The organism is uncultured Dokdonia sp. (assembly GCF_947492535.1).
GTDB lineage: Bacteria > Bacteroidota > Bacteroidia > Flavobacteriales > Flavobacteriaceae > Dokdonia.
In genome coordinates, this window is record NZ_CANLNH010000006.1 from 57231 (window position 1) to 82971 (window position 25741).

Below are 25741 nucleotides of genomic sequence, written 5' to 3' on the forward strand. Positions count from 1 at the left end.
AATTACATATGAAGATAAAATACCTTTTTGTTTATAGTTTCGTTCTGATTTTTATGTTTGGCTGTGCGACCTATGCGCCCCAATTTGCAGAGGTTAATGGGCAAAGTACGCTTTCGCGAAAGCGTGAAAAAGCAACGTCATTTTATTTTATAGGTGATGCTGGTGGTGCTAAGCAAGGCAAGAGTACCGATGCTTTAAAAGCCCTTAAAAAACTTATTGATACTTCAGATACTAAAGATGATTATACCATTTTTCTAGGAGATAATATCTATCCGGATGGATTACCTGCTAAAGGTACTGAAGATAGAGAATTGGCTGCTTATAGATTACAAGCTCAAGTAGATGCCGTTAGTAATTTTAAAGGGGATGTTGTTTTCATTCCTGGAAATCACGATTGGTATAACGACGGACTTAAAGGTTTAAAGCGTCAAGAAGAATTTATAGAAGAGGCACTTGATGATAATGAAGCTTTTCAACCAGAAAACGGGTGTCCTATAGAATCTATTTCTATTTCAGAAGAAATAGAACTAATTATTATTGATTCACAATGGTACATAGAAAATTGGGATAGAAATCCGACGATGAATGATGAATGCGAAATACGAACACGTGCTGATTTTTTTCTAGAAATTGAAAGTGAATTCAAAAAAAATAATGAAAAAACGATTCTTGTAGCAATGCACCATCCTATGTATACCAATGGGATACATGGAGGGACATTTGCTATCGAAAAGCATTTATTTCCTTTTCAAGCAAAAATACCGTTGCCTGGTATTGCAAGTTTAGTAACGCAAGTACGTGGTCAGGGAGGTGTTTCCATACAGGACAGAGTTAATAAGCGATATACAGAACTTATGGATAGGCTTGCTACACTCTCTTATGATACCAATAAAGTAATCTTTGTTTCTGGTCATGAGCACAGTTTACAGTATATAGAACATGATGGAATTAAACAAATAGTAAGTGGATCGGGAGCAAAAAAATCTGCAGCGCGTCTTCGTAATGATGGATTATTTGCTTACGGAGGTCAAGGATTTGCTGTTCTAGATGTATATGATGATAGGGCTTCAGAAGTTCGTTATTATTCAGCTATCGAAGGAAATCCAGAATTGCTTTTTCAAACAAAATTATTTGATAAAGATGTTGAATATGATACTAGTGACCTTCCTACAACTTTTGAGCCTTATAAAGAAGCAGCCATCTATACGCAAGAGGATGTTGATAAAAGTGACGGATATGTAAAACTTTGGGGAAATCATTATAGAAATGTGTATGGAACATCAGTACGAGTACCTGTGCTTACCTTAGATACCTTAAAAGGGGGGATCACCATAGATAGAAAAGGTGGGGGGCACCAAACAAGATCATTGCGATTAGTAGATAAAGATGGAAGAAATTTTGCCTTACGCGCTGTTAAAAAAAGTGCAGTACAGTTCTTACAGTCTGTTGTATTTAAAGATAATTTTGTTCAGGAAGAATTTAGAGATACGTTTACAGAAGATGTGATTCTTGATTTTTACACGTCTAGTCATCCCTATGCAACACTTGCAGTAGGGACACTTGCCGATGCTATTGATGTATATCATACCAATCCGCAATTGGTATGGATGCCTAAGCATCCAACATTAGGAAAGTATAATCAGACCTATGGTGATGAATTATATGTTATTGAAGAGCGTCCAGATGATGGTTTTCTAGATGTTGCTTCTTTTGGTAAACCAGATAAAATAGAGAGTACGTCAGATTTGTTAGAAAACTTACGAGATGATGAAGAGTATAAAGTAGACGAGGCTTCCTATATTAGAGCACGTCTTTTTGATATGCTTATTGGAGACTGGGATCGTCATGCAGATCAATGGCGTTGGGCACGTTTTGATTCTGAAAACAAGAAAGTGTATAAACCTATTCCAAGGGACAGAGATCAAGTATTCTCTAATTATGATGGCACCTTGCTTTCGTTAGCAAAAGCTTTAATACCGCCAGCAAGACAATTTCAAACATATGGACCAGAACTTAAAAATATTGAATGGATGAACATCGCAGGAAGTAAGTTAGATCATGCATTACTTCCTAATTCAACCAAAAAAGATTGGATTGCACAAGCTACTTTTATTCAAGAAAACCTTACCGATGAGGCAATAGATAACGCTTTTACAAAATTTCCAGTAGAAGTCCAAGATGAAGTCCTTGAAGAAGTAAAAAAGTCTCTTAAGTTACGCAGAGGGAATCTTGTAGATATTACAAATGAATATTTTAATCAGCTTTCTAAGCTGGTTATTATCAAAGGGACTGATAAGGATGATCACTTTGAAATTACAAGAGAAAATAATGGTACACGTATTCAAGTATCACGTATAAAAAAGGGAGAAGTGATGCCTCCTTTTATAGATCGATTAATAACCTCTAAAGAGACTAAAGAAATATGGGTATATGGTCTTGATGATGACGATACATTTCACGTAAGTGGAAAAGGGAAAAAACCAATTTTCATGCGTATTATCGGAGGGCAAAACAATGATAGTTATACCATAGATGATGGTAGACGTCTTAAAGTGTATGATCATAAAACAAAACCGAATACAGTTATTAAACGTGGAGGAGCAAACTTCAAAAGGTCAAATATTTATACCAATAATACGTATGATTTTAATAAAACAATAACTCATGTAAATAGTATTCTTCCTTCTGTAGGTTTTAACCCGGATGATGGTATTAGTATAGGCTTGCAAAATACGTATACTGTAAGCGGATTTAAAAATGACCCTTATCATAGAAAACATATTTTTAAAGCTGGATATTTCTTTGCAACAAGTGGATTTGACTTAAGCTATGATGGAGAGTTTGCAAACTCAATAGGGGAGTGGAACCTTAAGATTGGTGCTCGATTTACGAGTGAAAATTTTGCATTGAACTTTTTTGGGCTTGGAAATGAAACTGAAAACTTTGATGATGATTTAGATCTTGATTTTAACCGTGTTAAAACAAGTATTAATGAAGTGCATATTGGAGTTGTAAAAGATAATAATTACGGGAGCAGAATTGGATTTATTGCAAAAGCAGAACGTATTGAAATAGAAGATACAGATGGACGTTTTATTACACAAGTTTTTGATCAAGATGCCGCAATTTTTGATGCTCAATATTTTGCTGGGGCAGAAGCTTCTTATCAGTTTTTAAGTGCAAATAATCCTGCAAATCCTTCCAAGGGAATGGAGTTCTTATTAAAAGTAGGTTCTAAAGTGAATCTTGAAGATACGGATCGTATTTATGGATATATCTCTCCTACGTTAGGATTTTATAATTCGCTTTCGCGAAATAAAAAACTGGTGCTTAAAACAAAGGTACAAGGGCAATTTAATATTGGCGATTCCTTTGAATTTTATCAGGGCGCAACACTGGGAGCCCGAAATGGATTACGTGGTTTTAGAAATGAACGCTTTACAGGAGAGTCTGCTTTAGCTGGAAGTGCTGATTTAAGATATAGTTTTAATCAATTTAAAACGGGATTACTCCCTATACAAATTGGTGTTTTTGGAGGAGGAGATCTAGGTCGAGTATGGCTTGATGGAGAAATAAGCGATACGTGGCACACCTCTATAGGAGGAGGTTTTTGGGTCAATGCCGTCGATATGATTTCAGGCCAATTTGGAGCCTTTAATTCTGATGATGGACTCCGTATTAACTTTGGATTTGGATTGCGCTTGTAATATTTTATACTAAGCTATAATCCCTAGTAGTTAGTATATTTATAAGTTCTTTATTTAATTTAATTAACGGTTTTAATACATGTGTCCAATTATCAAATTCTAAATGATATTTTGTGGTAAGTATATATTCAGTTTCGGAATTTGTGCCAGAAATTGTTGGTTCAAAAATACTGTCTTTTGCAATCTTATTTAACTGCTTTAAAGTATCATTATCTTTAAGAAATACACTTAGTTTTTTATGCTTAGATATGATTTTAAATCGATTGTTTTTATTGAATGAAAAAAGTGTTGAGAAATGACTTTTAGTTTCTATAGTAAAGTCTGGGGCTTTTATTGCTAAAGGTAACTTGCAAATACATCTTCCTATATATTGAGTACCTGTTTTATTAGATATGTATATAATATAATCTTTATAGGGTATTTCTAATTGAAACGTCATTTGTGGACTTCTCACACCCCATCCGATTGCAAGACCTTCATCAGAGAAGTAAAATTTCCCATTTTCTTCAGAGGCGATATTTTTAAATATATCAATATAAAACTTCATATAATATTGGTATACTGTAGTTGAAAAATGTTACATAAATCCGTGTATTGTTTTGAAATCATTATATTTAAAAAACAGGTATAAATACCTGTTTTATTGTGATGGATAGTGTTTAGATTGATTTTCTAACCTCTAATCCATACTTTCTATGAAAACGATCCAATTCGTATTGTTTTTTCTATTATTCTTTAGTGCTTATAATTCATTTGGTCAAGTAGACCAGTCTTCTCCTCAATCTGAAGATAAAGTGATACTTCCAAACAATCTACATGAGTTGGAAGTAGAACGTTTGGAACTCATTTCAAATATGTATGGGATGATGTATGAAATTAGTAGTCTTTTTACAGAATTAGAACGATCTGAAAACTTAGAAAAATTAGTAAAAAATTACGAAGAGCTAAAGAAAACTAATTTAGATACGACCATGTTTGCTGTAGATCATGAATTACAAGTCAAAAGACTTCATGATATTAAAACGCAAATTATTTTACCCATACTTAGTTCTGATGTTGATGTAAGTTCTTTAGATGTGGAATCTATGAGTGTTTCTGAAGGCTTTAGACGTATTATAGAAAATAAAGTGCAACATGTTCTTAAAAAGACAGATGAGTTATCAAGTGTCGGAGCAAAAGTTACTGAACTTAACAATACATCGTATGTAGGACAAAATTTCAAAAAACAAATTAGTTGGTCATTTGCCTTTTTAGTGGGTATTGTGATTGTAGGCTTCTTTATTATAGCAAATAGGGATGATCAAATACGTAAATCTATTTTTACTGGCGATGCAGGACTACAATTCATTACGATATTTTCTATCATTATTGCTATTATCTTATTTGGAATTACAGAGGTTCTTGGTGGAAAAGAAATTTCTGCGCTACTTGGCGGGATTTCAGGATATATTTTAGGGCGTAGTAGTCTTTCAAAGCCTTTTAAAACCAAAGAAGCTAAAACGGAATGATATTCTAATTGAAGAAACTCAATGTTGATAAACCTGTAAGACATTCTCAAGAGTGTAAATTGAATCTATCTTTGCTTGTAGGTAGACTAATCATGCTGTCTGCTTAACTCATTTCAGTGTCTAGTGAAATCATGCTTAATACCTTGACACTAGAATAGATTTCTTTTGTCAGGTCTAAGACTTGTTATTTATTTAATCTTTTATAACAATCCCTAAAAAGATACATAGGGCTGCGTTAAAAAACTAAAATGGATATGAAATAGTAGTTATGATTTTATTTTAAACGTAGGAGTTGCGCAAGAAATAAGGGTTTCTTCCATCGTAGCTCCGATATATCCATAGCCTTTTTTATAGTAGAATTTACAGGCAAAAGCATCAGCTTTGAAAGATATGACAACAAGATTTTTATAATTACAAAATGGTGTGTCAAGATTTCCATTACGTGTTTCGATCGTATAGGAAGATAAATTATCAGCTGTTTTCCAAGTATGTCCTTCTTTGAATGAAGGGTCAAAACGAACTGTTTCAGTTTCACAACATTCTTCATATTGGTATACAATACCATTTTCTTCTCTTAAGTATAAATACTCGGTGTTACCCGATTTCCAATTTTGTGCATATTCAATATACTCTTTCCCCTTTTTAATTTTAGTTCCAACATTCTTTTCAGAGTAGTAGGTATTTTGCCATAAAATCTTTTTGACTGCTATACTTAAAGGAAAATAACTATCCTCGACATATGATTCACAGAAAGTTTGTCCTTCTTTTTGTGCGTATGAAAAGGAAGTCATTACTAACAAACCAAGCAAAATAAAAATTCTCATATCTAATATATAGGGTTAGATTATATGCATACTAAAATACATTAAATAATTAATGTGTCTTAAATAATTGTAACCCCTTGACAGTAGGAACTTTTGATTCAGAAAAACGAATGAACTGTCTATGAGTATTCGTTGATTTATTTTTATGAGATTTCTTATGAATACGCGCCTTCGTATTATTAAAATTGATCGTATGATTTATATCTATATCTGTTTCTTTTGCGTAGAATGAAATTACTTTCTTAGTGCCTTTCCAAGTTCCTTTTCCATAAAAATGTTCTTCTACACATAGATTACAGTTAAGATTTCTGTAGAAATGATATAAAAATGTACCGTCTGTATTTAATGAGAGATGCCATTCATAAACTTCTCCACTTTCAGTTTTGTTTTTATTTGAGTATTCTCCTGCATATGTTGTTGTTTGAATAGATGCTGCAATAGTACTCGTAACTAATAATAGTGTAAAAATTGACTTCATAAAAAGATGGTTATACTGATGATGCATATCCTTCACCAAGAACTAAGCCAAAAAAATGTTAAATACTACTTCCGAGCTATAAGTAGAGTATGAGTTTCAAACACATCTTTTGTTTTTTTATAAGGAATCATAAGGTGTTCTTTGATTGTAAAACCTTGTGATAAAAGAAGTTTCTTAATCTCTTGAGTAGTATGGTAATAGAAATACGTACGGTCACCAGTACTGCCTGTTATAAATCCTGAATCTCTATAATCACCAGAAACAAAACTCAAATAAAGAATACCATTTCTATTGAGTAATGTATAGGTGTTTTTAATAAAATGTATGATATCATCTTTTGATAAGTAGGGGATAATGAAACCACACATAATCCCGTGAAAAGACTTCTTTATGCTAGCAATATCTCTAGCGTCTATTTCTTGAAATGTACCAGTAGGGTTATTTTTTTGAGCTAAAGCAATCATATTTGATGAAACATCTGTTGCTCGTATTTTATAATTAGGATGTTGTAGTAGAAGATATTTAGTGATATTCCCAGGTCCACAGCCTATTTCAAGAATGGAAGCATTGTCGTTATTGATGAGTTCACAAAAGCGATCATAAGATGCATTATAAATATCAAGATTCATAAAGACTTCTTCATACCGTTTTGCAATGGTATTCCATGTTTTAGGGGTCTCTTGATACGGGTCCATTACATTATTTACTTTCCTGCTCTAAAAACCCTAACACATAGATTGCCGCCGAATTCCAATTTAAGCAAATCTCATTACTGGCATAACTTGGTGTTTGGTCTACCCATGAATTCATAGGAAAGGTGTTTTCTGGATAGGTAACATCATTACGATCTTGCTTTGACATATTAGGACCTCCAGAAATAAAACCAGGAACAGGGGCTTCTATACCATCTCCAGCACTTTGCCTGTGGTGAATATTAATAGGGGTCTTATCTCCATGGCCTGTAATAAAACTATATCCGGTAGCATTTTTACCAAATACATAATCTGTGATTTCTAGAACTGTAGTTAGGTATTCTGGCTTTTTAGTAATACGATAAGCTTGTGCAATAATCATTGCAGCATTTAATACATCACTATTCGATCCCCAATTAAATACTGTAATGGGTTGAAAGTAATCATTTGACTTAGTTGTTGCTACCAGTGTATCTGCAGCTTGGATAATATTTTCTTTTAGATAATTAACAAATCCTGTATTCTTTGCTTGATCGATAAGCGCAAAAGCAGCAATAAATTTCATATAATTATTCCAACTTCCTCCTTTGTATACATTGAGACGAATAGCATGCTCTCTTAAGTAATTTTCATATTCCTGCTCTCCAGTACTTAGATATAACTCAGCTGCAGCCCAATACCATTCTTCCGAAAAGTTGGCATCGCCGTATTCTCCGGTTAAAATATCTTCTGGGTTTTTAAAGGCAATATCAGAATTATTTTTTGCCCATTCCCAGGCCATTTTCGCAGAAGCGAGACACCTATCAGCAAACTCAGTATCGATGTCTTTATAAAGTCGATATCCTTTTGCCGCTACGCCTGCTAAATCAAGACTTGGCGCGGTACCTTTGCCAATAATAAATCGCTCTGCTTTTCCTTCTTCAGGAAGCGTCATATCTGTAAAACGTTTTGTCGTTAATTTGAAAAACACACCCCCATCATCATCCTGCATAGTGAGTAACCAATCAAGTTCGTATTTAAATTCGTCAAGGATATCTGGTATCTTATTACCACTTTCAGGTATGTTAAGACTCATGTCAGGCAGTACATTTGGGTATTGCTCATACAATGTCATCATTTGGCCTAATGGAAAAGCACCATTAATGACATACTTTCCAAAATCTCCAGCATCATACCAACCTTTTGGAGATGCTATAGTGCCTGTACGTCCAGAAGAAGGATGAAATGTCACTTCAGTATCAAGATGCCCTGCATTGCGCGCCCAAACGCCTGCATATTTTTCGTCCAAAGCAGTACTCGCACGTTGATAATACAATGATTTTACACTAGCTGTAAAAACATCAGTTAATACTTTTTTCTTAATTTCAAAAGGGTAGGAGTAGCCTATGTTTTCTATATAGACACTATAACTACCAGGTGTTGTAAAGTCAGAAAAATCTGCGATACGTACCGTTTCCCCTGCAAGATCCCATGTATATGTTTCTGATAAAGGCCCTTCAAATATAGATTCACGAGTTTGTTGATCAATAAGATAGAAGGTAGTTGCTTGTGTCGTATCGGTTATAATTGCCTTTTTAAGCGCTTCTGGATAATATCCTACTTGATTGATTCGGAATGCATTGGCACTGTTTGTTGTGTATTTAGGTAATGCCTCTTTGCAAGAGCTTACCAGGATGAGTGTGGTTAGTAATAGTAGATAGTTTCGCATTCTATAAAGATACAGAATGCTTTGTTTTATAGATATTTCTAACTAATTTTTAACCGATAACGTTTTCGCTTTGGTTATGATGTGGTATACGCTTTAACGCTTCGCTCTACCTATGGTCGTGAATCTCACAGGCTCAATTTCGCGAAAGCGTATAAAGCCATATTTCTATTCCACCACCAAACGCAATGTTTCGATTCCTTTTTGAGTGGTCACTTTTACAAGATAAATACCTGATGATAATACAAGAGGAATACGTGTTGTATCTTGAATAGGAGTTGTGAGTACTTCTTGGCCTAAAACCGTATAGATAGTAGCGTTTCCTGAACTATTTGGTGTTTCTATAGTCAATACATCATTTACAGGATTAGGATACATACGAATGTTTTGAGACGTAAAGGATTCGGTACTTAAGGGTAAGTTATAAACTTCTCCTATATTATCTCCCCATATATATTCAGCAAGATCTGGTAAATCTATAAATGGATTCCGATTGAATTGCCATGTATAAACGACATTATTTCGGTTGAGTTCATAATCATCAGCAGGGTCATTGCGATACCAATCTAATAAGATATCTAGATCTCCTAATTCACCCACAGTACTATTGTCTGGATTTCCAGAAACAACTTCCAAGCCATTGTAGCGTATGGTTAAGAAAAATATGCCTCTAGCGACATCTCCTTGCCAGCTTCCTTGTGTATTTTCAGGACCGTTGTATTCGCCATAATCTGAATTACCACGGGCACTATTTTCAGGGCCGTCTGTTGCGCGTAAGCCGTGTGCATCACTATTGGCATGACGTAATGAGTCTGCTTCGGTGGTAAAGAAGATATCGATACCATCAGCAATTTCATCTAAGTCTATATCATTAAACCCACCACGAGATCTTGGGTAGGTATGCTCTCTGTTCCAAAGACCCACATTACTTCCTCCAGATGTTTGAAAATCCAATTTTGGACGTTGTTGTTCAGTATATAATAACCAAACTTGATTGCTATTTAAGGGGCTTTGGTCTGCTTCGTTTAAAATATCAATAACATCTGTATAGGTTTGTGCTCTTACAACATCCGGATCTGCAATAATATCCTGAATTGCTTGGATAAGTTCGTCGCCAGCCAAACCATCAATGCTATCATAGTATCCTTCGGGTTGGGTACTTTCTACTTGATCAAATGTTGGATTTAAAGGTGTTCCCCAAGCAGCTACTGTGAAATCATTGTCAATAACCCGGATCTGCATATTATCATTTAATCGTGTGAATATATCTGGAAGTTCACCAAAAGTAATTTGTAATACTTCATCGCCTTCATCATCACTATCGTCTATCAATTGAATGGTAGTGGTTGCTGTATTTGATCCGTTAGGAATGGTGATCATAGTCGCTCCTGTAAAATCAGATGTGTCAAAGGTTCCATTAGAAAGGGATATTTCAAACTCAAGTGTTTCTGTAACATTCTCTTCTGTAGTAAAGACAATATCAAAACTATCACCCTCTGTATATTGGTCATTAGGAACTGTAAATCCAATCCCATTTATAAATTCTCCGGTGCCATCATTTAATACGCCAGGCGTAGGTGGCCCTACAAAATATGTCCCGTCATTATCACGTTGTATGGATTCTGTGGTTTGATTGCCATTTTCTCCTTCATTGATCTGTTCTGTTAGCCCTAGTAATCCTAATAGTACCGTATCATCAGGATCATTCGTGTCGTGTGCTAATGCATCTATAAGATTTGTTGTTGTAGCAAGTGTACCATCAGGAAATTCAGAAGCATTTCCTTGGTAAATAGCAACTGCATCTGCACCATTCTGAATGGTACTATCAAATAATATAAAATCGCCAACAGGAGAGACATCATTATTTGACATCAAGAATATTCCGTTGACGTCTGTTGTAAAGCCATCAAGATCTAAAGCAAAATAACTAGAGTCATTTCCGCTTGTTGATCCATTAAAAAGAACCAGTACAAAACCATCTAGTGGCATTTGTGGGGTATCTGATTTTAGTTCTATAAACTCCATGGTATCTGTACTAGGAGTGTCAGAATCTAATTCGTTAATAACGATTTGTGCTTGAGTAGTATATGAGCATATAACTAAACAAGCACTTAAGATAAGTTGATAAGTGCGCATACTACAAAGGTACGCGGAATACCGTGTTTCTAGATGAACAAAAGGTTACGTTTTGTCAACAAAAAGCTTTTGTTACTAACTAATTGCGTATGATATGTTCAAAACACTGTTGGGCACTTTGAACCGCTCCTTCCATATATCCACCATAATAGGAAGCTGTTTCTGATCCCGCTATATAAAATCTGTTATTGTATAAAACTTCTTGATATATAGCTTGTCCATTGTTTTGATGGGGTAACACATAGTTTTCATAAGGAGTATACGTAAATAGCTGTTTTTGCCATACTGTTTCTTCATATGATATGTATTCTAATGCTCTTTTACCAAATGTACGCGTGAGTTGCGACAATACTTTTTCTTTACGTTCCTCTTTTGTGCTATTTGATAGATTACTGTTTAAGAAGCCTTTTAATGCATATTTCTCACTTTCTATAGTAGCGTGGTCATACATTTCTGTAATAGGGCCTACGTTACTAAATAAAGTGCCTGACCAGTTGTTTTCTCTCCAGAATGGTGTGAGGTAGGAAACCCCAAACTTAATAGATTCTCCCATCCACGTATGTGTTTTCTTTGCAATCGTTGTAATCTCTTCAGGGAGTTCAGGTGAAAATTGTATGGATGTAGCTAATAGGTTAGGAGGTAAGGTACTTATTACTTTTGAGGCGGTATACGTTTTGTCTTTCGTTTTTACTTCTATAGAAGCATCAGAAACTTCTATGTTTGTTACTATCGTATTCAGATGAATTTCTTCTCTTTCTAGGGCTTTTGCTAGTTTATGAATCAATGCACTGCTCCCACCTTGTATTCTGTAACTAGGACTTTCGTTAGGTGGTAATTGTACTTCCTGAGGTGCTTGCATAGGGATAGGTTCATACCATGCAGACCCTTCTGTATATTGAGCATATATAGGAATATCTAACTCTTGAAGTAAACGTACTAAAGCTGTATGTTGCTGTCCTAGCCATGTAGCTCCCATTTCAATAGGAGTTTCTTGAGCAGAAAGATGTGTGTATATTCGGCCGCCTATGCGATTTCTAGCTTCTAGTAGTATAACTGGAATTCCTTGTTTTTTAAGTCGATAAGCAAGCAATAGCCCTGTTAATCCCGCACCTATAATTAATACATTCTTTTTCATAGATCAAAACTATAAAAGCTTTTCAAAACATACACTGTTTTCTATACCTATATATTGTCCATAATTAGAAATTTGAACGTACCCATTCTTTTTATATAACGCAATAGCTTCTGGTTGTCGGATGCCTGTTTCAAGTACACATTTTGTATAATCAAGCTCTTTTGCCCAAATTTCTAGCTGAAGTAGTAGCTGTGTTGCTAGCCCTTTGCCTCTTTGAGATGGCATAACATACATCCGTTTGACTTCTACAGTAGTAGCATCATAAGTTTTTATAGCGCCACAGCCGACAGCTTCCGACTCATGGTATAAAACAACACAATGTTGTAATGTGTCAATACTATTGAATTGATGATAAAAAGCATGCTCATCACCATCTCTTTGTGCCAGTTCTGCATCTAGGTAGCTAACTAATGTTATAAAATCAGGATGTGTAGATGTAACTCTTTTACATACCATATTAGTGTACTCTTACTGCAGTTCCTATGACAGAGATCATCGTAACTCCTGTGGTACTCATCATTTCAATATCTACAGTAATCCCAACAATGGCATTCGCTTGTTTTTCTGTAGCTTGTGCTTTTAGTTTTTCGAAAGCACTTTCTTTTGCTGCTTCTAGTCCTTTCTCATAATTTTCATAGTACTTGGTACTATTAAACATATCTTTAAAAGACATTCCCTTGGATGATGAAGTATTAGAAGTATAGGTTGTTCCTATAATAATCCCTAAGTAGTTTGTGATTTGTTTTCCGTCTATACTATTGGTGGTCGTTAATATCATATATATGTTGTTTTGCTAGTTAGTATTAGAATGAAGCAAGTTGTTACATGAAATCATCCTATATACGCTTTCGCGAAAGCGTATAAAACCTACTTTAATAATTTAATAGGTTATTTATCTGTTAAACGGATATTCTTGTATCCAGTTATACCCTCTACTAGTAAGTCTGAAATCGTCTTTTGTTAAGATTTTTGTCATACAATCAATAGTATCATTTTTATGTATGCCTTGAAAACGCATAGTAGAATCTGTACGGGTATATTTCATAGTATATACTTTTGTAGTGTCTTTATAGCTAGCCCATGTAATTTTTTGAGTTAAAGTGTCTATTTGGGTAGAATACCCAAAACGGCTCATATCGGTTCTGTAAAACAACGTATGGTCTTTCCATTCTATATCTACATAACGCCATGCTACTGTATCTTTTAGAGTTGGAACAATTTCCTTACCGTTTGCTTTAAAACTTGTTACTTCATAAAGTCCATATAATGGCGGTTTTGGAGCATTAGGGCCATATTCATCTATATACCTCATCGTTTCTATTAAAGGATAAATAACTATAAACAACATAACGATCCATGTGCCAATTACTGAAAGCTTTTTACGTTTTGATTTTAGAAATGGTATAAAAGATAGTTGAGGAGTCGTAGGTTTTAAATCCAAAAGGGTATGAATGAGTTGCTTAATTTTTGGAGAAACAATAATAATAGCCATTAGCCATAATTCTGTAGAAAATAATTTTACAGGAACATCATAAAAATAATTAAGCGCCATTACATTAGCCATAACCCCTGTGAGGATTAATGCACCTAAATAACGAGTACGATAGTAAAGTACTAGTATCCCTCCGGTGACTTCCATAACCCCTGAAAAAATAGTATATTCTGGAGAAAACCCAATAAATGTCCAAGCAAGTCCCATAGGAGACATTTCCCCTAAAGGCTGTAATAGCCTAAAAAAACCAGGCTCTGAAAATTGCATAGGAATTACTTTTTGCCATCCATATGACATCATATTGTATCCTAAGAAATAGCGAAGTAATGTAATAAACCAGTAATTTAATCGAATTAAATTATGTTTCTTCTTGTCTAATACTGTCCATATAATAGTGATAAGGAACGATACAATTACAATAACTAGAAGTAATACATAATTATAAGTAGTATCACCACTACCATTTTCAAAAACCGTAATTTCTTTATCTAGATGTAAGATATTTTTTGCAAACCAAGGTATGAATGCTTGGTACATATTTGAAAACCATGTATTGATAAAACCTAAAAAAGGAATGTAACTTACAGGAAAAGGAATAATGAGTAACGTAAAGAAACTTACTATAAAACGAAATAGAAAACGATTTTTGATAAACATATTATTGATGAAGCGTTAATTTGTATCGTAAAATACTTGTTCTAACTTTTAATTTAAAAAAATTAACTTTTTTATAAAAAAATAAAATATTGTTGTAACAAAATATATTGCGAGTCGTCTCCCTTATAACTAACCGAAATTAATATGGATCAAACAGCGTTCATACATCTTGTAAATCCTTTTAAAGATAAAATATATCGTGTGGCCAAACGATTACTTATCTCTGAAGATGAAGCAAAAGATGCAACACAAGAAATTTTGTTGCGTTTGTGGACACGTAGATCCCAAATGAAACAATATAGAAGCGTCGAAGCATTTGCGATGACCATGACAAAAAATTACTGTTACGACTCATTAAAGGCAAAACGAAATAATAACCTTAGAATAGTTCACAGTAATTATGAAGATCATTCTCGTAATACAGGAAGACAAATCGAGGCTTCTAACGAAGTAGAATGGGTATATAAATTAATGAAAAAATTACCCGAACAACAGCAGTTAATACTGCAATTAAGAGATGTAGAGCAATTTGATAATTCAGAAATTGCAGCTATGTTAGAAATGAATGAAACAGCGGTACGTGTTGCATTATCACGTGCTAGAAAAACCATAAGAGAAGCATTAATTAAAAAACAAAACTATGGAATCCAATAAAGTTGAGCAGTTACTGGAAGCCTATTTTGAGGGAGCGACGACACTTGCACAAGAAAAGCAATTGCGCACGTATTTTACAAGTGACGATGTAGCACCTCATTTAGAAAGTTATAGAGATCTATTTACAGCCTTTGCCTTTGCATCGAAAGAAACATATGATCAACCTATACACTTACCAAAACAGAAGAAGCCTATGCTTCGTTGGATTTCTGGAGTAGCCGCAGCTGCACTATTAGTTATAGGTATTATAACTCAAATGAATAATCAACCTCCTATTGAAACTAATACGTATGTAGGGACCTTACCACAAGAGGAAGGAATCCTAAAAACAAAACAAGCATTAGGGTTAATGGGTAAAATGTTTAGTGAAAGTACTGCACAGCTGGGAGCAGTAAATGAATATAATAAAACAACCAGCAATTTTTTTAAACAATAAAATAAACAAAAATGAAAAAAATAATTATAGCCGTAGTATTGTTAGTATCATCTATGACGATGGTTGCACAAAATCAGTTTGATAAATTTGAATCTATGAAAGGGGTATCATCCATGGTGATGAATCAAAAAATGTTCAAATTATTGAGTAAAGTAGACCTTAACTCATCAGATCCAGAAATGCAATCTTATATAGAGTTAGTAAACAATCTGGAAAATGTAAAAATGTTTACAACCACAAAAGAAAACTTGGCTTCTCAAATGAATAGTACAATGGCAAGTTATATTTCTTCTTCTAATCTTGAAGAATTATTAAGAGCTACTGATGATGGGAAGAATGTAAAGTTTTATTACAAACCAGGTAGTAGTGATGATTACGTAAAAGAATTTGTAATGTTCCTTAATGGAGATATAGATGGAGAAGATCGTACTGTATTTTTCCAAGTAACAGGAAACATAGATTTAAAACAAATTTCAAAACTCGCACAAGAGCTAAACTTTAAAGGAAGCGAAGCACTTAAAGATGTTGATAAAGCTAAAAAAGGATAAATTATGAAAGGAATAGTAAAAATAATTGCCATCATTTTCTTTGCTGGTATCACTCTTACAAGTTGTAAAGATGGTGAAACCTTACAAGAATATTATGTAGCAAATCAAAATAATACAAACTTTATTTCTGTAGATGTACCTACAAGCTTAATAAGTCAGGATACAAAAGCGTTAGATGAAGAACAAAAGAAAGTGCTTAAAAGTGTACGTAAGATTAATATCATGGCGTATCCATTAAAAGATGGAACAAGCGCTACTTTTGATAGTGAAGTAACTAAAGTCTCAACCATACTGGCTAGTGACGATTATGAAGAATTAATGAAAGTTAATTCAGAGATGGGAAATATGAAACTTTATTTTAGAGGAGAAGAAGATGCGATAGATGAGGTAATCTTATTTGCATCAGAAGATTCTAAAGGATTTGTATTAGCTCGTTTATTAGGTGATGATATGAATATTGCTGATATGGCAAACCTTGCCAAAACGATTGAAGCTGGAGATATTGATGTTTCTCAATTTGAAGGTGTAATGGATGTATTCAATCAGCAGCAATAAACACTATCCATAGATACTAGGTATCTGTATATTTTAAAATGTAAACACTAAAAACCTCGTTTGGCGACGAGGTTTTTTTAATGCTCCTATTTCTATGTATAAATGATTCCTGTATATGCTTTATCGTTTCACTCTCCCTTTGGTCGTGAATCTCACAAGTTCGATTTCGCGAAAGCGTATACAACAAGTTATTAGAAAAGAAGTAGATCTTCTCAAGTATATCATGAATGAAAATAATAAACCCCGCAACTAAGCGGGGTTTATAGATCGGTATATATGATGTTATAAACCTAGTTATTTTTTATCTAAAGATAATTTACCAGCTCCCATAAGGCCAATGGCTACAAAGGCGATTAAATAAAGTAATGCCTTTTCTTTTGTACCTATTGGATCTGCTCCATGTACCATAAAAGCAGCAACAGCCATTGCAATAATAGGAGGTATGGTTGCTATACGTGTTTTAATACCTACAAGAATAAGTACAGGGCAGATTACTTCTGCGATGACAATTAAAATAAGAGAGATCGTACTTCCTAATCCAATTGGATCTGCAAATTCAAAGTTACCTTGAAGTAAGTTTAATAATTTCGGTAGACCATGCGTAAGCATTAATCCTGAAACACCTACACGTAGTATTAATAAGCCTAAATCTGTATTCTTTGACATGTCTTAAAGTTTTGGTTGATGAGATAAAGTTAACAAAAAGTAGGTATCTACCTAGGTATCTAAATAAAAACATCTTGATCTTCGTTTTCATTGTAAGGGTTACATTCTTGAACGAAATGCTATGAAATAATAAACCCCGCCAAAGGCGAGGTTTACTATTATAATCATAAATATATTAGAAACTAGATCAAGTTTATTTCTTGATAAATTTGATCACACTACTAGCATCTGCACTCTCTAAACGTAAGAAGTAAATACCTGTAGTTAAGTTTGAAATATCAATAGTTCTATTGACAGCATCACTAGGTTCAATCGTTGTAATGATTCTACCTACCATGTCAATAATTTGTGTTCTCTCTATAGAGACACCTGATGTATTAGCGATGTTTAACTCATTTTGAGCAGGATTAGGATATACAGAGATATCAATTCCTAATTCATTATCATCTGTACCAAGTACAACTCCATTAATCGCCCATAATAATGAATTACGCATAATTAAACCACCATCAGACGTTGTATCCCAAAAATCATCACGCGCATCGATAGATGGTGGATAGAAGTTAATAAATACACGTCTTGTATTTGCAGGACCTACATTACTATCCCTTATTAATAAAGGTGAACCATCTGTATATTCTGCAATTACAGTAGCTCCCGCTGCAATAGTTCCTCCTGTATTATGGAAAGAAGCAGTTCCTCCATCAAATGTATTTACATCTGTAAGAATAGGGTCGCTAGGTTCTAAAATAGTACCAATGCCAAGGTTAGCTCCACCAGACTGTCCAGAGTTAGAATATAATTCATACTGTGTAAATCCACCAGTAACAGACACATTAGGTGTAAACGTTGCATCTACAACAGGTTTTCCAGAATTTATGTAATCTTCAAGGACATCTCCTAATGCTGCAGGATCTGCTGCACCCGCATCTGTAAATAAGAAGACAGCATCATAATTTTGAAGTTGTGTAAGGGTAGGCGTACCGCTACCACTTTGGAATGTGTCAGCATTTAATGTGCCAGTTTCTTCTAATTTGCTTCTTACGTCAAAAATCCAATCTGGATTTCCAGGTGCACCAACGATAAGCACAGATGGTCCATCACTGAAGAAAGAAGTCCAACGTAATGCATTTGCCATAATTAAAGCGCCATCTGATGTTGTATCCCAAAAATCATCACGCGCATCAATAGATGGTGGATAGAAATTAAGGAAGGTACGTCTTGTATTTGCTGGGCCTACATTTTCTTGGATAATAATAAAAGGATCTGTTGTTGTGTATTCTGCAATAACAACAGCATCAGTAGCAATCGTTCCTGCAGTATTATGGAAAGAAGCTGTTCCTCCATCAAAGCTAGAAACACCCTCTAAAATAGGATGACCAGGATCATTAATAGTACCTATACCTAAGTTAGCTCCGTTAGATTGACCTGAGTTTGAATATAACTCATACGCTGTAAATCCACCTGTAATCGAAACATTAGGTGTAAATGTAGCATCTACAACAGCGCCGCCACTATCAATATACTGCCCTAAGATATCGCCAAACCCCATAGGATCTGCAACTCCAGCATCTGTAAAGACTAATACCGCATCATACGCTAGAAGCTCTGCAAGTGTAGGAGTTCCAGCCCCAGTTAAAAATGTATCGGCGGCAACAAGACCAGTTCCGTCTAATTTTGCTTCTACATCATCGATCCAATCGTCATTACCTGGAGCAGCAGCTACCAATACAGATGGTACATCTGCACCCAAGGTATTTTCAACACCATGCTTGTTCTGAATTCCTATTGGTACGTTGTTTGAATTTTCTGAAGTCCCTGTTCCTTGAGAGAAACCTACAAAAGTTGTTAAAAGTGCGCATAGTAATGCACTCTTTAGAGTAAAAATTTTCATAATTAATAATTGTTTTAGTGAGATATTATTATGCAAATCTACATAAAAAAATCTTTCATTAACACTTTTAGTTACAATTAGGGGCATTTGCCCCTAATTGTAACAGCTATGTTTTTAGTGATTTGTGATGATACTATGGCAATTACTTTATTTTTCTGTAAGATTTTACGCATGTCAATATTTCTAAATCCAGTCAGAATAGTACATGACGTAATTTTTATTTTCTTTTACTGAATACTTAGAATAACTACTTGATAGTCATCTCCATAAATTAAATCGTAAGAAAAATCTTTTTAATAGATGTGGATTTTACGTATTTGTTAAATCATGGATGTATTTAATTTGAGTAGGTAACTACTATACGATATGACACCATAAAAAAAGTCCCAAATAACATGTTATTTGGGACTTTTTTCAGAAATAGATGAAAACTATACTTCTGTATCTAGTAAATCGGTTACCACATGATAACGAGGATCATCTACTGCGGTTTCTATTACTTGATCAAACTTAGGATTTGCTTTTAAAAGCAATGCTTTACATTCAGGACTAAGGTGTGTTAATTTCACCTGTTTTCCAGCATCAAGGTATTTATTTGCAATACCACGTAAGGCTTCTATACCAGAATGATCATTTACACGTGATTCTATAAAATCAATTTCTACAACATCAGGATCATTTTTTACATCAAACTTAGAATTAAAGTTTTGAATAGATCCGAAGAATAGCGGTCCCCATATTTCATATACTTTGGTACCGTCTTCTTTAATACGTTTACGCGCACGAATCATCGTAGCATTTTTCCATGCAAATACTAGCGCACTCATGATCACCCCAGCTATTACAGCAACAGCTAAATCTTGCCACACTGTAATTGCAGATACAGCAATGAGTACAAAAGCATCTGCTAAGGGTATTTTATTTAAGATTCTAAAACTTGACCAAGCAAAGGTTCCTATTACAACCATAAACATTACCCCTACCAATGCAGCAATAGGAATTTGCTCAATAAGCGGTGCTCCAAATAAAATAAAACATAATAATGCCACAGCCGCTACAGCTCCCGATAGACGACCACGCCCTCCAGAGTTTACATTAATGATAGATTGCCCAATCATGGCACAACCACCCATTCCTCCAAAGAGACCGTTTAAGATATTAGCACTTCCTTGTGCAACGCACTCACGATTACCACTACCACGAGTTTCTGTCATATCATCTATTAGGTTTAAAGTCATAAGCGACTCTATCAATCCTACAGCAGCTAATATAAATGCGGTTGATAGGATAAGCCATTTATTAGCTAAAATACTATCTAACACTACGGAATCAAATATTTGGAATTGGAAGGTTGGTAATCCACCTTCTAATCCGCTACCGTCCTTTGTACCTTCGCGAATAAAAGATCCTACCGTATCCATATCTAAGTTTCCTAAAATAACAATAGCAGCTACTGTTACAATGGCAACAAGGGCTGCGGGTACTTTTTTAGTGATTTTAGGTAAGAAATACATAATTGCCATGGTAAATCCTACAAAACCTAGCATGATCCAAAAAGCCCCATTCGAAAATAATGCAGAAAACCAAGCTCCAGTATCTCCTGTAAATGAGATGTTTTCTGTGCCTAAACTTGGAAATAATTTTAATTGAGATAAAAAGATAACGATAGCAAGTCCATTTACAAATCCCATCATCACAGGATGCGGAATTAAACGCACAAACTTTCCTAATTTGAAAATTCCAGCTGTAATCTGAATGGCACCTACAAAGAGAAGGGTAATAAATAACCACTGCAATCCAAGGTTTTCAATAGGCGTAGCCAGTGCATCACCTACTTCATTTCCTTTTTGAATCATATGCACCATTACAACAGCCATAGCACCAGTAGCACCAGAAATCATTCCTGGACGTCCTCCAAAAAGAGCTGTAATAATTCCCATCATAAACGCACCATAAAGACCTACCAGTGGCGGAATATCTGCAACAAAAGCAAAAGCAACTGCTTCTGGAACTAATGCAAGAGCTACCGTAAGTCCAGAGAGAATATCATCTTTAGGATTAAATGTGAAATTTTTAAATATGCGTTGTATCATCTTCCAATTTTAAGCCTGCAAAGATATAGTATTCTCGTGCCAAGCCCTAATGCATAGATTTGTTTTTACGATAGCGTTTTCGGGTATGTGTTTTATGTGTGTATATACGCTTTCGCGAAAGCGTATATTGGGAAAAAGAATGAAGAAAATAGACTTTGAAAAGTACTTTGTTCATATCACATAGCCATTTCTTAAGAAACTAGGGTATCATAAAAATAGAGTATTACTCTAATTTAGAGTAATACTCTATTTTTATATAGATTGTCACACTGAGCTTGTCGAAGTGCTCGTATGATTCGTTTGTTTTATAAGTAGTCTTCGACAAGCTCAGACATACATATGAGTTGACTGAATACATTTTCATATAAAATTATATCGAAGTCAACAAGTTATAGATTAAGACAAGTTTTGTGTCTTATGTCTTGCAGTGCAGCAATCCTGAGTCATTTTTTACATAATATATTCTTGCTCGTCTTCTTCGTCATCTTCCTCTTTGGGATCTACCTGTTCCTGTAGATCTGTTGGAAGATTGTCTTTATATGCAAATTTCATGGGTACTGGTAAAGCAGCTGCCATGGCAATCACAAGGATAAGCATCATAAGACGCAGATATCGTTTAAATTTCATAAATAATTAGAATGTCACGCTATAATAGCGTGGGATGATACAATAAATAAGGAATCTAAAGTGTCTTTAGGTTAAGACAAGGAATGATTGTTATCTGTATCATCAGATAGGGAAGTGCGTTGTGGTAAACGTTTCTTTATAAACGAATGTTTTGTATGTAAGATCTTTTCTTCTTGTATAGCAAGTGTATGTTGTATCGTTGTATGTTGTGCATGTACGAACTGTACAAAAGAAAATGTAGTATACGAAGACTTGTAAAAAGAAGCTATATACGCTTTAGTTACTTGTGTATACGATACGGTAGATTGCGACGTCACTTTAGTATACGCCTCAACTAACTCAACATCAGGGACAGATACCCTCTGCGTCTGTGTTTCATACCCAAACGTAAGTGAGATCCCTATGAGAAACCATAGCGATAACAATTTGTGTTTAAGGTTATGTTGCGTATACATAATGTAAAGATACGTTTATTAAACAAAATGCTATGTTTCTTGGTTTAAAACCAAACAATTCTATTTTTTTACTTTATCAAAAAAACAACTCACCCTATCATTTCGACAATTCAGTAGATTCTCTTTTAAAAAGAGAGGTATTTATGAGATTTTTGAATCATCAATTAAAAACAAACCGTTATGACTACCATTGTGAAATTTATAATTGCCCTTATTTTAGGAACTACTGCTATGTTTGCACAACAGGATGCTTCTGCTACATTACAAGATATTCATGTAACGATTACAGATATAGATAATGATGAAGGAATGCTTTATATTGGATTATATAGTAGTGAAGATACTTTTCTAAGTAAACTCTATAAAGGCACTAGAAGTGAGATAAAAGATGGGAAGGTCATTGTAAGATTAAAAGATATTCCAGAAGGAACGTATGCTGTTACTGTATTTCACGATGAGAATAGTAATCAAAAACTAGATACTAATTTTATGGGAATCCCTAAGGAAGACACAGGGTGTTCTAATAATGCCAAAGGGTTTATGAGCGCTCCAAAATGGAAAGACGCTAAATTTGAACTCAAAGGCAAAATGGCTATTCTAGAAATTAACATGTAATTTTTTAAGATCGTTTCGCTTTAATAACATAGAGAATAGAATATAGACTTCTTTCTAAGAGCCAGTTTCTTAGGATACACTTGTAGTACAAATTAATTTTTTATTACTCAACGTCAACTTTTAATAAATACCCCATCATTATATGACACTATCACAATTTTTTACTGTATTTATCTTTATACATGCTGTGTCAGGAATGATAGGTTTGGTTGCAGGAACAATTTCGGTTGCTACTAAAAAAGGAGGAAAGCTCCATAAGAAATCTGGAAAGATCTTTTATTATGCGATGTTAGTTGCTGGAGGTTCAGGAATAGGGGCTTCAGTTATTCCAGGTCATTACAACCCTTTCTTATTTGTAGTAGGACTCTTTAGTTTGTATTTAGTTATTTCTGGATATCGAGCATTAAAGTATACAAGAATAAAAGATAAAAGCCAATTACGTCCAGATAGTATAATAGCTAAAACGATGATCGGTATAGCTATACTCATGGTATTCTTTGGAAGTTATATCGCTATTACAATCAGCAGGCTAGGTGTCGTTTTAATTGTTTTTGGAATCATTGCATTTTTAAATGGATTTAATGATTTAAAAGCATTTAGGAATATTTCAACACTTAAAAAGAAAGCAGTACGATTGCATATTAGTAAAATATCAGGAGGTTATATAGCAGCATTTACTGCTTTTCTAGTAACCAATGCGGTACTACCTTCATTATTGAATTGGCTGTTGCCTACAGTATTCGGAACTATTTTTATCATATACTGGCAACGTAAAATGAAAGTAAAAAAGAGACAATCATGATCCAAATGATTGTCTCTTAACACTAAATTGAGTAGGTTACTTTAGGTGTTAATGCATTTATAAATTACTCTTAGTGTTTTTTCCAAATTTTTATATTTTTTATTTCGTTAACCAATATTCAATTAGTTAGATTTGAATTCTTTATCCCTGACTTAATGCAAGTTTTCGTTCCCAAGCAGTCGCAAATGATTTATCAAATAAAACTTCACGTTTTGCTTTGTTAGCTATAGTTTCTTGTAACCATTTCTTTTGTCGCGGACTCAAATAGACCGTTGCATCTTTACGTTTGCCTAAAGCACTATTGATTTTTGTTTTCTGTAAATTACTTAATGGCAAATATTTATAAGGTGTATGTCGTAAATAATAATCTTCATCATTACTCGCCGGACGGTAGGAATTATCTTGTGAAATAGGAGTGAAGTTATTACGTTTTGCATACGTATCTAATTCTTTTACATCGACTTTACGATCATCATAGGTAACTTTTACCACTTCGCGACCTTTCATAAAACCAGCTTCCGTATTGAGTACACCTTCAGGAGCACCTAATTGCTTTTCGCCTGTCCAGAAACAATACATGGAGTAATATTTCTCTTTCGTACTATGTACAGCGCTTAACTCTTTTCCTAATAAATCCATATACTCAGGAATCTCTGCATAGGTTTTAGCTAAAGCTGTTCGCATGGCTGTATACAACCCTTTAGCTGAGTAATTTCCAGCAACTCTAGGAGCAAGACCACCGCCGTTTGCATCTACAATACGAACTACAGGATTATTCCAGCTGGGTTCATTAAACTGATTTAAAATCACTCGATCTTTTCCTCCTTTATTATTATGAATCACCAATGGAATAAATAAATCTTCTATCGCTTCTACCAGTAATGGATTGCTCAGTACATCATCACCATAATTACGACACGTTGCACAACCCGGTACTTCTTGAAAAAGGATCAATACAGGTTTGTTCTCTTTTTCTGACAGCGACGTTGCGACATCATAATCACGATACCAACTCACTTTTCCTAATTCTTGGTCTTGTTGTAAAGGGTTTGTACGTTCTTGAGCAGTACTTGATAGAAATGAAAAACAAATGACTAAAATTCCGATGAGTGCATGGTGATTCTTTTTCATAACAATTCTTTTTTGGAGATTAAGTCTTTTTTTAACAATCTTGCTTACAGATTCATTGTTTTTTAGCACTTTTTAACATGTCAATTTTCTTTTCGCGAAAGCGAAAAGAATTCAGGATCGCTTCGTTTTAAGATTCAGGAATCTATGTTATAGTCTTGATTCTTGATTCATTTAGGTCCTGATTCATTTTAATACAACAATTCGGTCGCTAAAAATGACAGTTGGGTTGTTTTTGCTTTCGCGAAAGCGTATAAATCCACATTTTTACAGCATCAAAAAACAATACAGATGAAAACTATAATCACTTTTGCCCTTCTTTTTATTACAACATTAGGCACTGCACAAACTCCTTATGAAAACGGAATGCGTAAAGCTTTTGAACTTTGGGACGCCAATAAACTGGATGAAGCATCTAATCTTTTTGCACGTATAGCTGCTGCAGAAAAAGAACAATGGCTTCCTGATTACTATATCGCACAACTATATGTGTTAAAATGCTGGAGTACTTGGGAAGATCGTAAGGAAGCAACATTAAAAGTTAATTTAGATAAAGCACAAGAGCATATTAATAATATGCTTACTATTGATAAAGAGAACCCATATGCAAAACAGATGCAAGCACAAGTATATACTGTTTGGGTAGCCTATGATGGTGCTAAGTATGGAATGAAATATTCTGGAAAAGTGTCTGAGTTATATACAAAAGCACAAAAGGCAGAACCAGAAAATCCTATATTTATTTTTAATAAAGCAGAGTGGGATATAGGTGCAGCACGTTATTTTGGAAGTGATACCACGCCTTATTGTAACGAAATAAAACGTGCCATAGATCTTTTTGCTACCTTTAAACCAGCAACAGAGTTCCATCCAAGTTATGGTTTAGAGCGTGCAGAAGAAGCGTATGCGGCTTGTACTAAATAAGAATATAAAA

General features: G+C 34.4%; 25 protein-coding genes. 9 read left to right on the forward strand and 16 right to left on the reverse strand.

What is annotated here, in order from left to right:
- Positions 1-8: 8 nt before the first annotated feature.
- Positions 9-3707 (forward strand): metallophosphoesterase, encoded by a 3699-nt coding sequence (locus Q1A60_RS09705; RefSeq protein WP_299764863.1) that lies wholly within the window; start codon positions 9-11, stop codon positions 3705-3707.
- Positions 3708-3711: 4 nt separating this feature from the next.
- Here the strand turns inward: Q1A60_RS09705 and Q1A60_RS09710 are convergent, their stop codons facing one another.
- Positions 3712-4254, reverse strand: a complete 543-nt coding sequence (locus tag Q1A60_RS09710; RefSeq protein WP_299764862.1) for a hypothetical protein — start codon at positions 4252-4254, stop codon at positions 3712-3714.
- A gap of 148 nt (positions 4255-4402) precedes the next feature.
- On the opposite strand from Q1A60_RS09710, the gene Q1A60_RS09715 reads away from it, so the two are divergent.
- The gene (locus Q1A60_RS09715; protein WP_299764860.1) at positions 4403-5215 is read left to right on the forward strand and encodes a hypothetical protein; all 813 of its coding nucleotides are present in this window, start codon (positions 4403-4405) and stop codon (positions 5213-5215) included.
- Positions 5216-5481: 266 nt separating this feature from the next.
- On the opposite strand, the gene Q1A60_RS09720 is transcribed toward Q1A60_RS09715, so the two are convergent.
- From Q1A60_RS09720 to Q1A60_RS09760, 9 genes are all read right to left on the reverse strand, one after another.
- A complete protein-coding gene (locus Q1A60_RS09720; protein ID WP_299764858.1) occupies positions 5482-6039 on the reverse strand; it encodes a hypothetical protein in 558 nt (185 codons plus the stop codon).
- A 49-nt stretch (positions 6040-6088) separates the two neighbouring features.
- A complete protein-coding gene (locus tag Q1A60_RS09725; protein ID WP_299764856.1) occupies positions 6089-6517 on the reverse strand; it encodes a hypothetical protein in 429 nt (142 codons plus the stop codon).
- A gap of 65 nt (positions 6518-6582) precedes the next feature.
- Complete coding sequence (locus Q1A60_RS09730; protein WP_299764852.1) at positions 6583-7212, reverse strand: class I SAM-dependent methyltransferase; 630 nt, start codon at positions 7210-7212, stop codon at positions 6583-6585.
- A gap of 4 nt (positions 7213-7216) precedes the next feature.
- Positions 7217-8917 (reverse strand): glycoside hydrolase family 9 protein, encoded by a 1701-nt coding sequence (locus tag Q1A60_RS09735; RefSeq protein WP_299764850.1) that lies wholly within the window; start codon positions 8915-8917, stop codon positions 7217-7219.
- Positions 8918-9082: 165 nt separating this feature from the next.
- Positions 9083-11050, reverse strand: coding sequence for an endonuclease (locus tag Q1A60_RS09740; protein ID WP_299764848.1), 1968 nt, complete (start codon positions 11048-11050; stop codon positions 9083-9085).
- A 79-nt stretch (positions 11051-11129) separates the two neighbouring features.
- Positions 11130-12185, reverse strand: a complete 1056-nt coding sequence (locus tag Q1A60_RS09745) for an NAD(P)/FAD-dependent oxidoreductase (protein ID WP_299764846.1) — start codon at positions 12183-12185, stop codon at positions 11130-11132.
- A 9-nt stretch (positions 12186-12194) separates the two neighbouring features.
- The gene (locus tag Q1A60_RS09750) at positions 12195-12641 is read right to left on the reverse strand and encodes a GNAT family N-acetyltransferase (RefSeq protein ID WP_299764844.1); all 447 of its coding nucleotides are present in this window, start codon (positions 12639-12641) and stop codon (positions 12195-12197) included.
- A gap of 1 nt (position 12642) precedes the next feature.
- Positions 12643-12963 carry a heavy metal-binding domain-containing protein gene (locus tag Q1A60_RS09755; RefSeq protein ID WP_299764842.1) on the reverse strand — a complete coding sequence of 107 codons (321 nt, stop codon included), beginning with the start codon at positions 12961-12963 and terminating at the stop codon, positions 12643-12645.
- Between the two features lie 114 nt (positions 12964-13077).
- A complete protein-coding gene (locus tag Q1A60_RS09760; RefSeq protein WP_299764840.1) occupies positions 13078-14334 on the reverse strand; it encodes a hypothetical protein in 1257 nt (418 codons plus the stop codon).
- A 144-nt stretch (positions 14335-14478) separates the two neighbouring features.
- Between Q1A60_RS09760 and Q1A60_RS09765 the strand changes: the two genes are divergently transcribed.
- Genes Q1A60_RS09765 through Q1A60_RS09780 form a run of 4 tightly spaced genes read left to right on the forward strand, consistent with a single transcriptional unit; the run spans position 14479 to position 16527 of the window.
- On the forward strand, positions 14479-14988 hold the full coding sequence (locus Q1A60_RS09765; protein WP_299764838.1) for a sigma-70 family RNA polymerase sigma factor: 510 nt from the start codon (positions 14479-14481) through the stop codon (positions 14986-14988).
- The gene (locus Q1A60_RS09770) at positions 14975-15424 is read left to right on the forward strand and encodes a hypothetical protein (RefSeq protein WP_299764836.1); all 450 of its coding nucleotides are present in this window, start codon (positions 14975-14977) and stop codon (positions 15422-15424) included. The genes Q1A60_RS09765 and Q1A60_RS09770 overlap by 14 nt, the downstream gene beginning before the upstream one ends.
- 11 nt (positions 15425-15435) lie before the next feature.
- The gene (locus Q1A60_RS09775) at positions 15436-15972 is read left to right on the forward strand and encodes a DUF4252 domain-containing protein (RefSeq protein ID WP_299764834.1); all 537 of its coding nucleotides are present in this window, start codon (positions 15436-15438) and stop codon (positions 15970-15972) included.
- 3 nt (positions 15973-15975) lie between these two features.
- Complete coding sequence (locus Q1A60_RS09780; RefSeq protein WP_299764831.1) at positions 15976-16527, forward strand: DUF4252 domain-containing protein; 552 nt, start codon at positions 15976-15978, stop codon at positions 16525-16527.
- A 294-nt stretch (positions 16528-16821) separates the two neighbouring features.
- On the opposite strand, the gene Q1A60_RS09785 is transcribed toward Q1A60_RS09780, so the two are convergent.
- The 5 genes from Q1A60_RS09785 to Q1A60_RS09805 form a co-directional block, all read right to left on the reverse strand.
- On the reverse strand, positions 16822-17193 hold the full coding sequence (locus Q1A60_RS09785; RefSeq protein WP_299764829.1) for a DoxX family protein: 372 nt from the start codon (positions 17191-17193) through the stop codon (positions 16822-16824).
- Positions 17194-17386: 193 nt separating this feature from the next.
- Positions 17387-19087 (reverse strand): T9SS type A sorting domain-containing protein, encoded by a 1701-nt coding sequence (locus Q1A60_RS09790; RefSeq protein ID WP_299764827.1) that lies wholly within the window; start codon positions 19085-19087, stop codon positions 17387-17389.
- Between the two features lie 431 nt (positions 19088-19518).
- Positions 19519-21180, reverse strand: a complete 1662-nt coding sequence (locus tag Q1A60_RS09795; protein WP_299764825.1) for a SulP family inorganic anion transporter — start codon at positions 21178-21180, stop codon at positions 19519-19521.
- Positions 21181-21630: 450 nt separating this feature from the next.
- Entirely contained in the window at positions 21631-21807 is a 177-nt protein-coding gene (locus Q1A60_RS09800) for a hypothetical protein (protein ID WP_299764823.1), read from the reverse strand.
- 71 nt (positions 21808-21878) lie between these two features.
- Positions 21879-22262 carry a hypothetical protein gene (locus Q1A60_RS09805; protein WP_299764821.1) on the reverse strand — a complete coding sequence of 128 codons (384 nt, stop codon included), beginning with the start codon at positions 22260-22262 and terminating at the stop codon, positions 21879-21881.
- A 180-nt stretch (positions 22263-22442) separates the two neighbouring features.
- On the opposite strand from Q1A60_RS09805, the gene Q1A60_RS09810 reads away from it, so the two are divergent.
- Entirely contained in the window at positions 22443-22877 is a 435-nt protein-coding gene (locus Q1A60_RS09810; protein WP_299764819.1) for a DUF2141 domain-containing protein, read from the forward strand.
- A 142-nt stretch (positions 22878-23019) separates the two neighbouring features.
- Positions 23020-23679, forward strand: a complete 660-nt coding sequence (locus tag Q1A60_RS09815; protein ID WP_299764817.1) for a DUF2306 domain-containing protein — start codon at positions 23020-23022, stop codon at positions 23677-23679.
- A gap of 141 nt (positions 23680-23820) precedes the next feature.
- Here the strand turns inward: Q1A60_RS09815 and Q1A60_RS09820 are convergent, their stop codons facing one another.
- Positions 23821-24810 carry a VPGUxxT family thioredoxin-like (seleno)protein, type 2 gene (locus Q1A60_RS09820; protein WP_299764814.1) on the reverse strand — a complete coding sequence of 330 codons (990 nt, stop codon included), beginning with the start codon at positions 24808-24810 and terminating at the stop codon, positions 23821-23823.
- 288 nt (positions 24811-25098) lie between these two features.
- On the opposite strand from Q1A60_RS09820, the gene Q1A60_RS09825 reads away from it, so the two are divergent.
- Entirely contained in the window at positions 25099-25731 is a 633-nt protein-coding gene (locus tag Q1A60_RS09825; protein WP_299764812.1) for a hypothetical protein, read from the forward strand.
- The last annotated feature ends 10 nt before the right edge of the window (positions 25732-25741 follow it).

Coding starts and splice junctions, on each gene's coding strand:
- Q1A60_RS09705 (WP_299764863.1), top strand. CDS start 9: ATGAAGATAAAATACCTTTTTGTTTATAGTTTCGTTCTGATTTTTATG.
- Q1A60_RS09710 (WP_299764862.1), bottom strand. CDS start 4,254: ATGAAGTTTTATATTGATATATTTAAAAATATCGCCTCTGAAGAAAAT.
- Q1A60_RS09715 (WP_299764860.1), top strand. CDS start 4,403: ATGAAAACGATCCAATTCGTATTGTTTTTTCTATTATTCTTTAGTGCT.
- Q1A60_RS09720 (WP_299764858.1), bottom strand. CDS start 6,039: ATGAGAATTTTTATTTTGCTTGGTTTGTTAGTAATGACTTCCTTTTCA.
- Q1A60_RS09725 (WP_299764856.1), bottom strand. CDS start 6,517: ATGAAGTCAATTTTTACACTATTATTAGTTACGAGTACTATTGCAGCA.
- Q1A60_RS09730 (WP_299764852.1), bottom strand. CDS start 7,212: ATGGACCCGTATCAAGAGACCCCTAAAACATGGAATACCATTGCAAAA.
- Q1A60_RS09735 (WP_299764850.1), bottom strand. CDS start 8,917: ATGCGAAACTATCTACTATTACTAACCACACTCATCCTGGTAAGCTCT.
- Q1A60_RS09740 (WP_299764848.1), bottom strand. CDS start 11,050: ATGCGCACTTATCAACTTATCTTAAGTGCTTGTTTAGTTATATGCTCA.
- Q1A60_RS09745 (WP_299764846.1), bottom strand. CDS start 12,185: ATGAAAAAGAATGTATTAATTATAGGTGCGGGATTAACAGGGCTATTG.
- Q1A60_RS09750 (WP_299764844.1), bottom strand. CDS start 12,641: ATGGTATGTAAAAGAGTTACATCTACACATCCTGATTTTATAACATTA.
- Q1A60_RS09755 (WP_299764842.1), bottom strand. CDS start 12,963: ATGATATTAACGACCACCAATAGTATAGACGGAAAACAAATCACAAAC.
- Q1A60_RS09760 (WP_299764840.1), bottom strand. CDS start 14,334: ATGTTTATCAAAAATCGTTTTCTATTTCGTTTTATAGTAAGTTTCTTT.
- Q1A60_RS09765 (WP_299764838.1), top strand. CDS start 14,479: ATGGATCAAACAGCGTTCATACATCTTGTAAATCCTTTTAAAGATAAA.
- Q1A60_RS09770 (WP_299764836.1), top strand. CDS start 14,975: ATGGAATCCAATAAAGTTGAGCAGTTACTGGAAGCCTATTTTGAGGGA.
- Q1A60_RS09775 (WP_299764834.1), top strand. CDS start 15,436: ATGAAAAAAATAATTATAGCCGTAGTATTGTTAGTATCATCTATGACG.
- Q1A60_RS09780 (WP_299764831.1), top strand. CDS start 15,976: ATGAAAGGAATAGTAAAAATAATTGCCATCATTTTCTTTGCTGGTATC.
- Q1A60_RS09785 (WP_299764829.1), bottom strand. CDS start 17,193: ATGTCAAAGAATACAGATTTAGGCTTATTAATACTACGTGTAGGTGTT.
- Q1A60_RS09790 (WP_299764827.1), bottom strand. CDS start 19,087: ATGAAAATTTTTACTCTAAAGAGTGCATTACTATGCGCACTTTTAACA.
- Q1A60_RS09795 (WP_299764825.1), bottom strand. CDS start 21,180: ATGATACAACGCATATTTAAAAATTTCACATTTAATCCTAAAGATGAT.
- Q1A60_RS09800 (WP_299764823.1), bottom strand. CDS start 21,807: ATGAAATTTAAACGATATCTGCGTCTTATGATGCTTATCCTTGTGATT.
- Q1A60_RS09805 (WP_299764821.1), bottom strand. CDS start 22,262: ATGTATACGCAACATAACCTTAAACACAAATTGTTATCGCTATGGTTT.
- Q1A60_RS09810 (WP_299764819.1), top strand. CDS start 22,443: ATGACTACCATTGTGAAATTTATAATTGCCCTTATTTTAGGAACTACT.
- Q1A60_RS09815 (WP_299764817.1), top strand. CDS start 23,020: ATGACACTATCACAATTTTTTACTGTATTTATCTTTATACATGCTGTG.
- Q1A60_RS09820 (WP_299764814.1), bottom strand. CDS start 24,810: ATGAAAAAGAATCACCATGCACTCATCGGAATTTTAGTCATTTGTTTT.
- Q1A60_RS09825 (WP_299764812.1), top strand. CDS start 25,099: ATGAAAACTATAATCACTTTTGCCCTTCTTTTTATTACAACATTAGGC.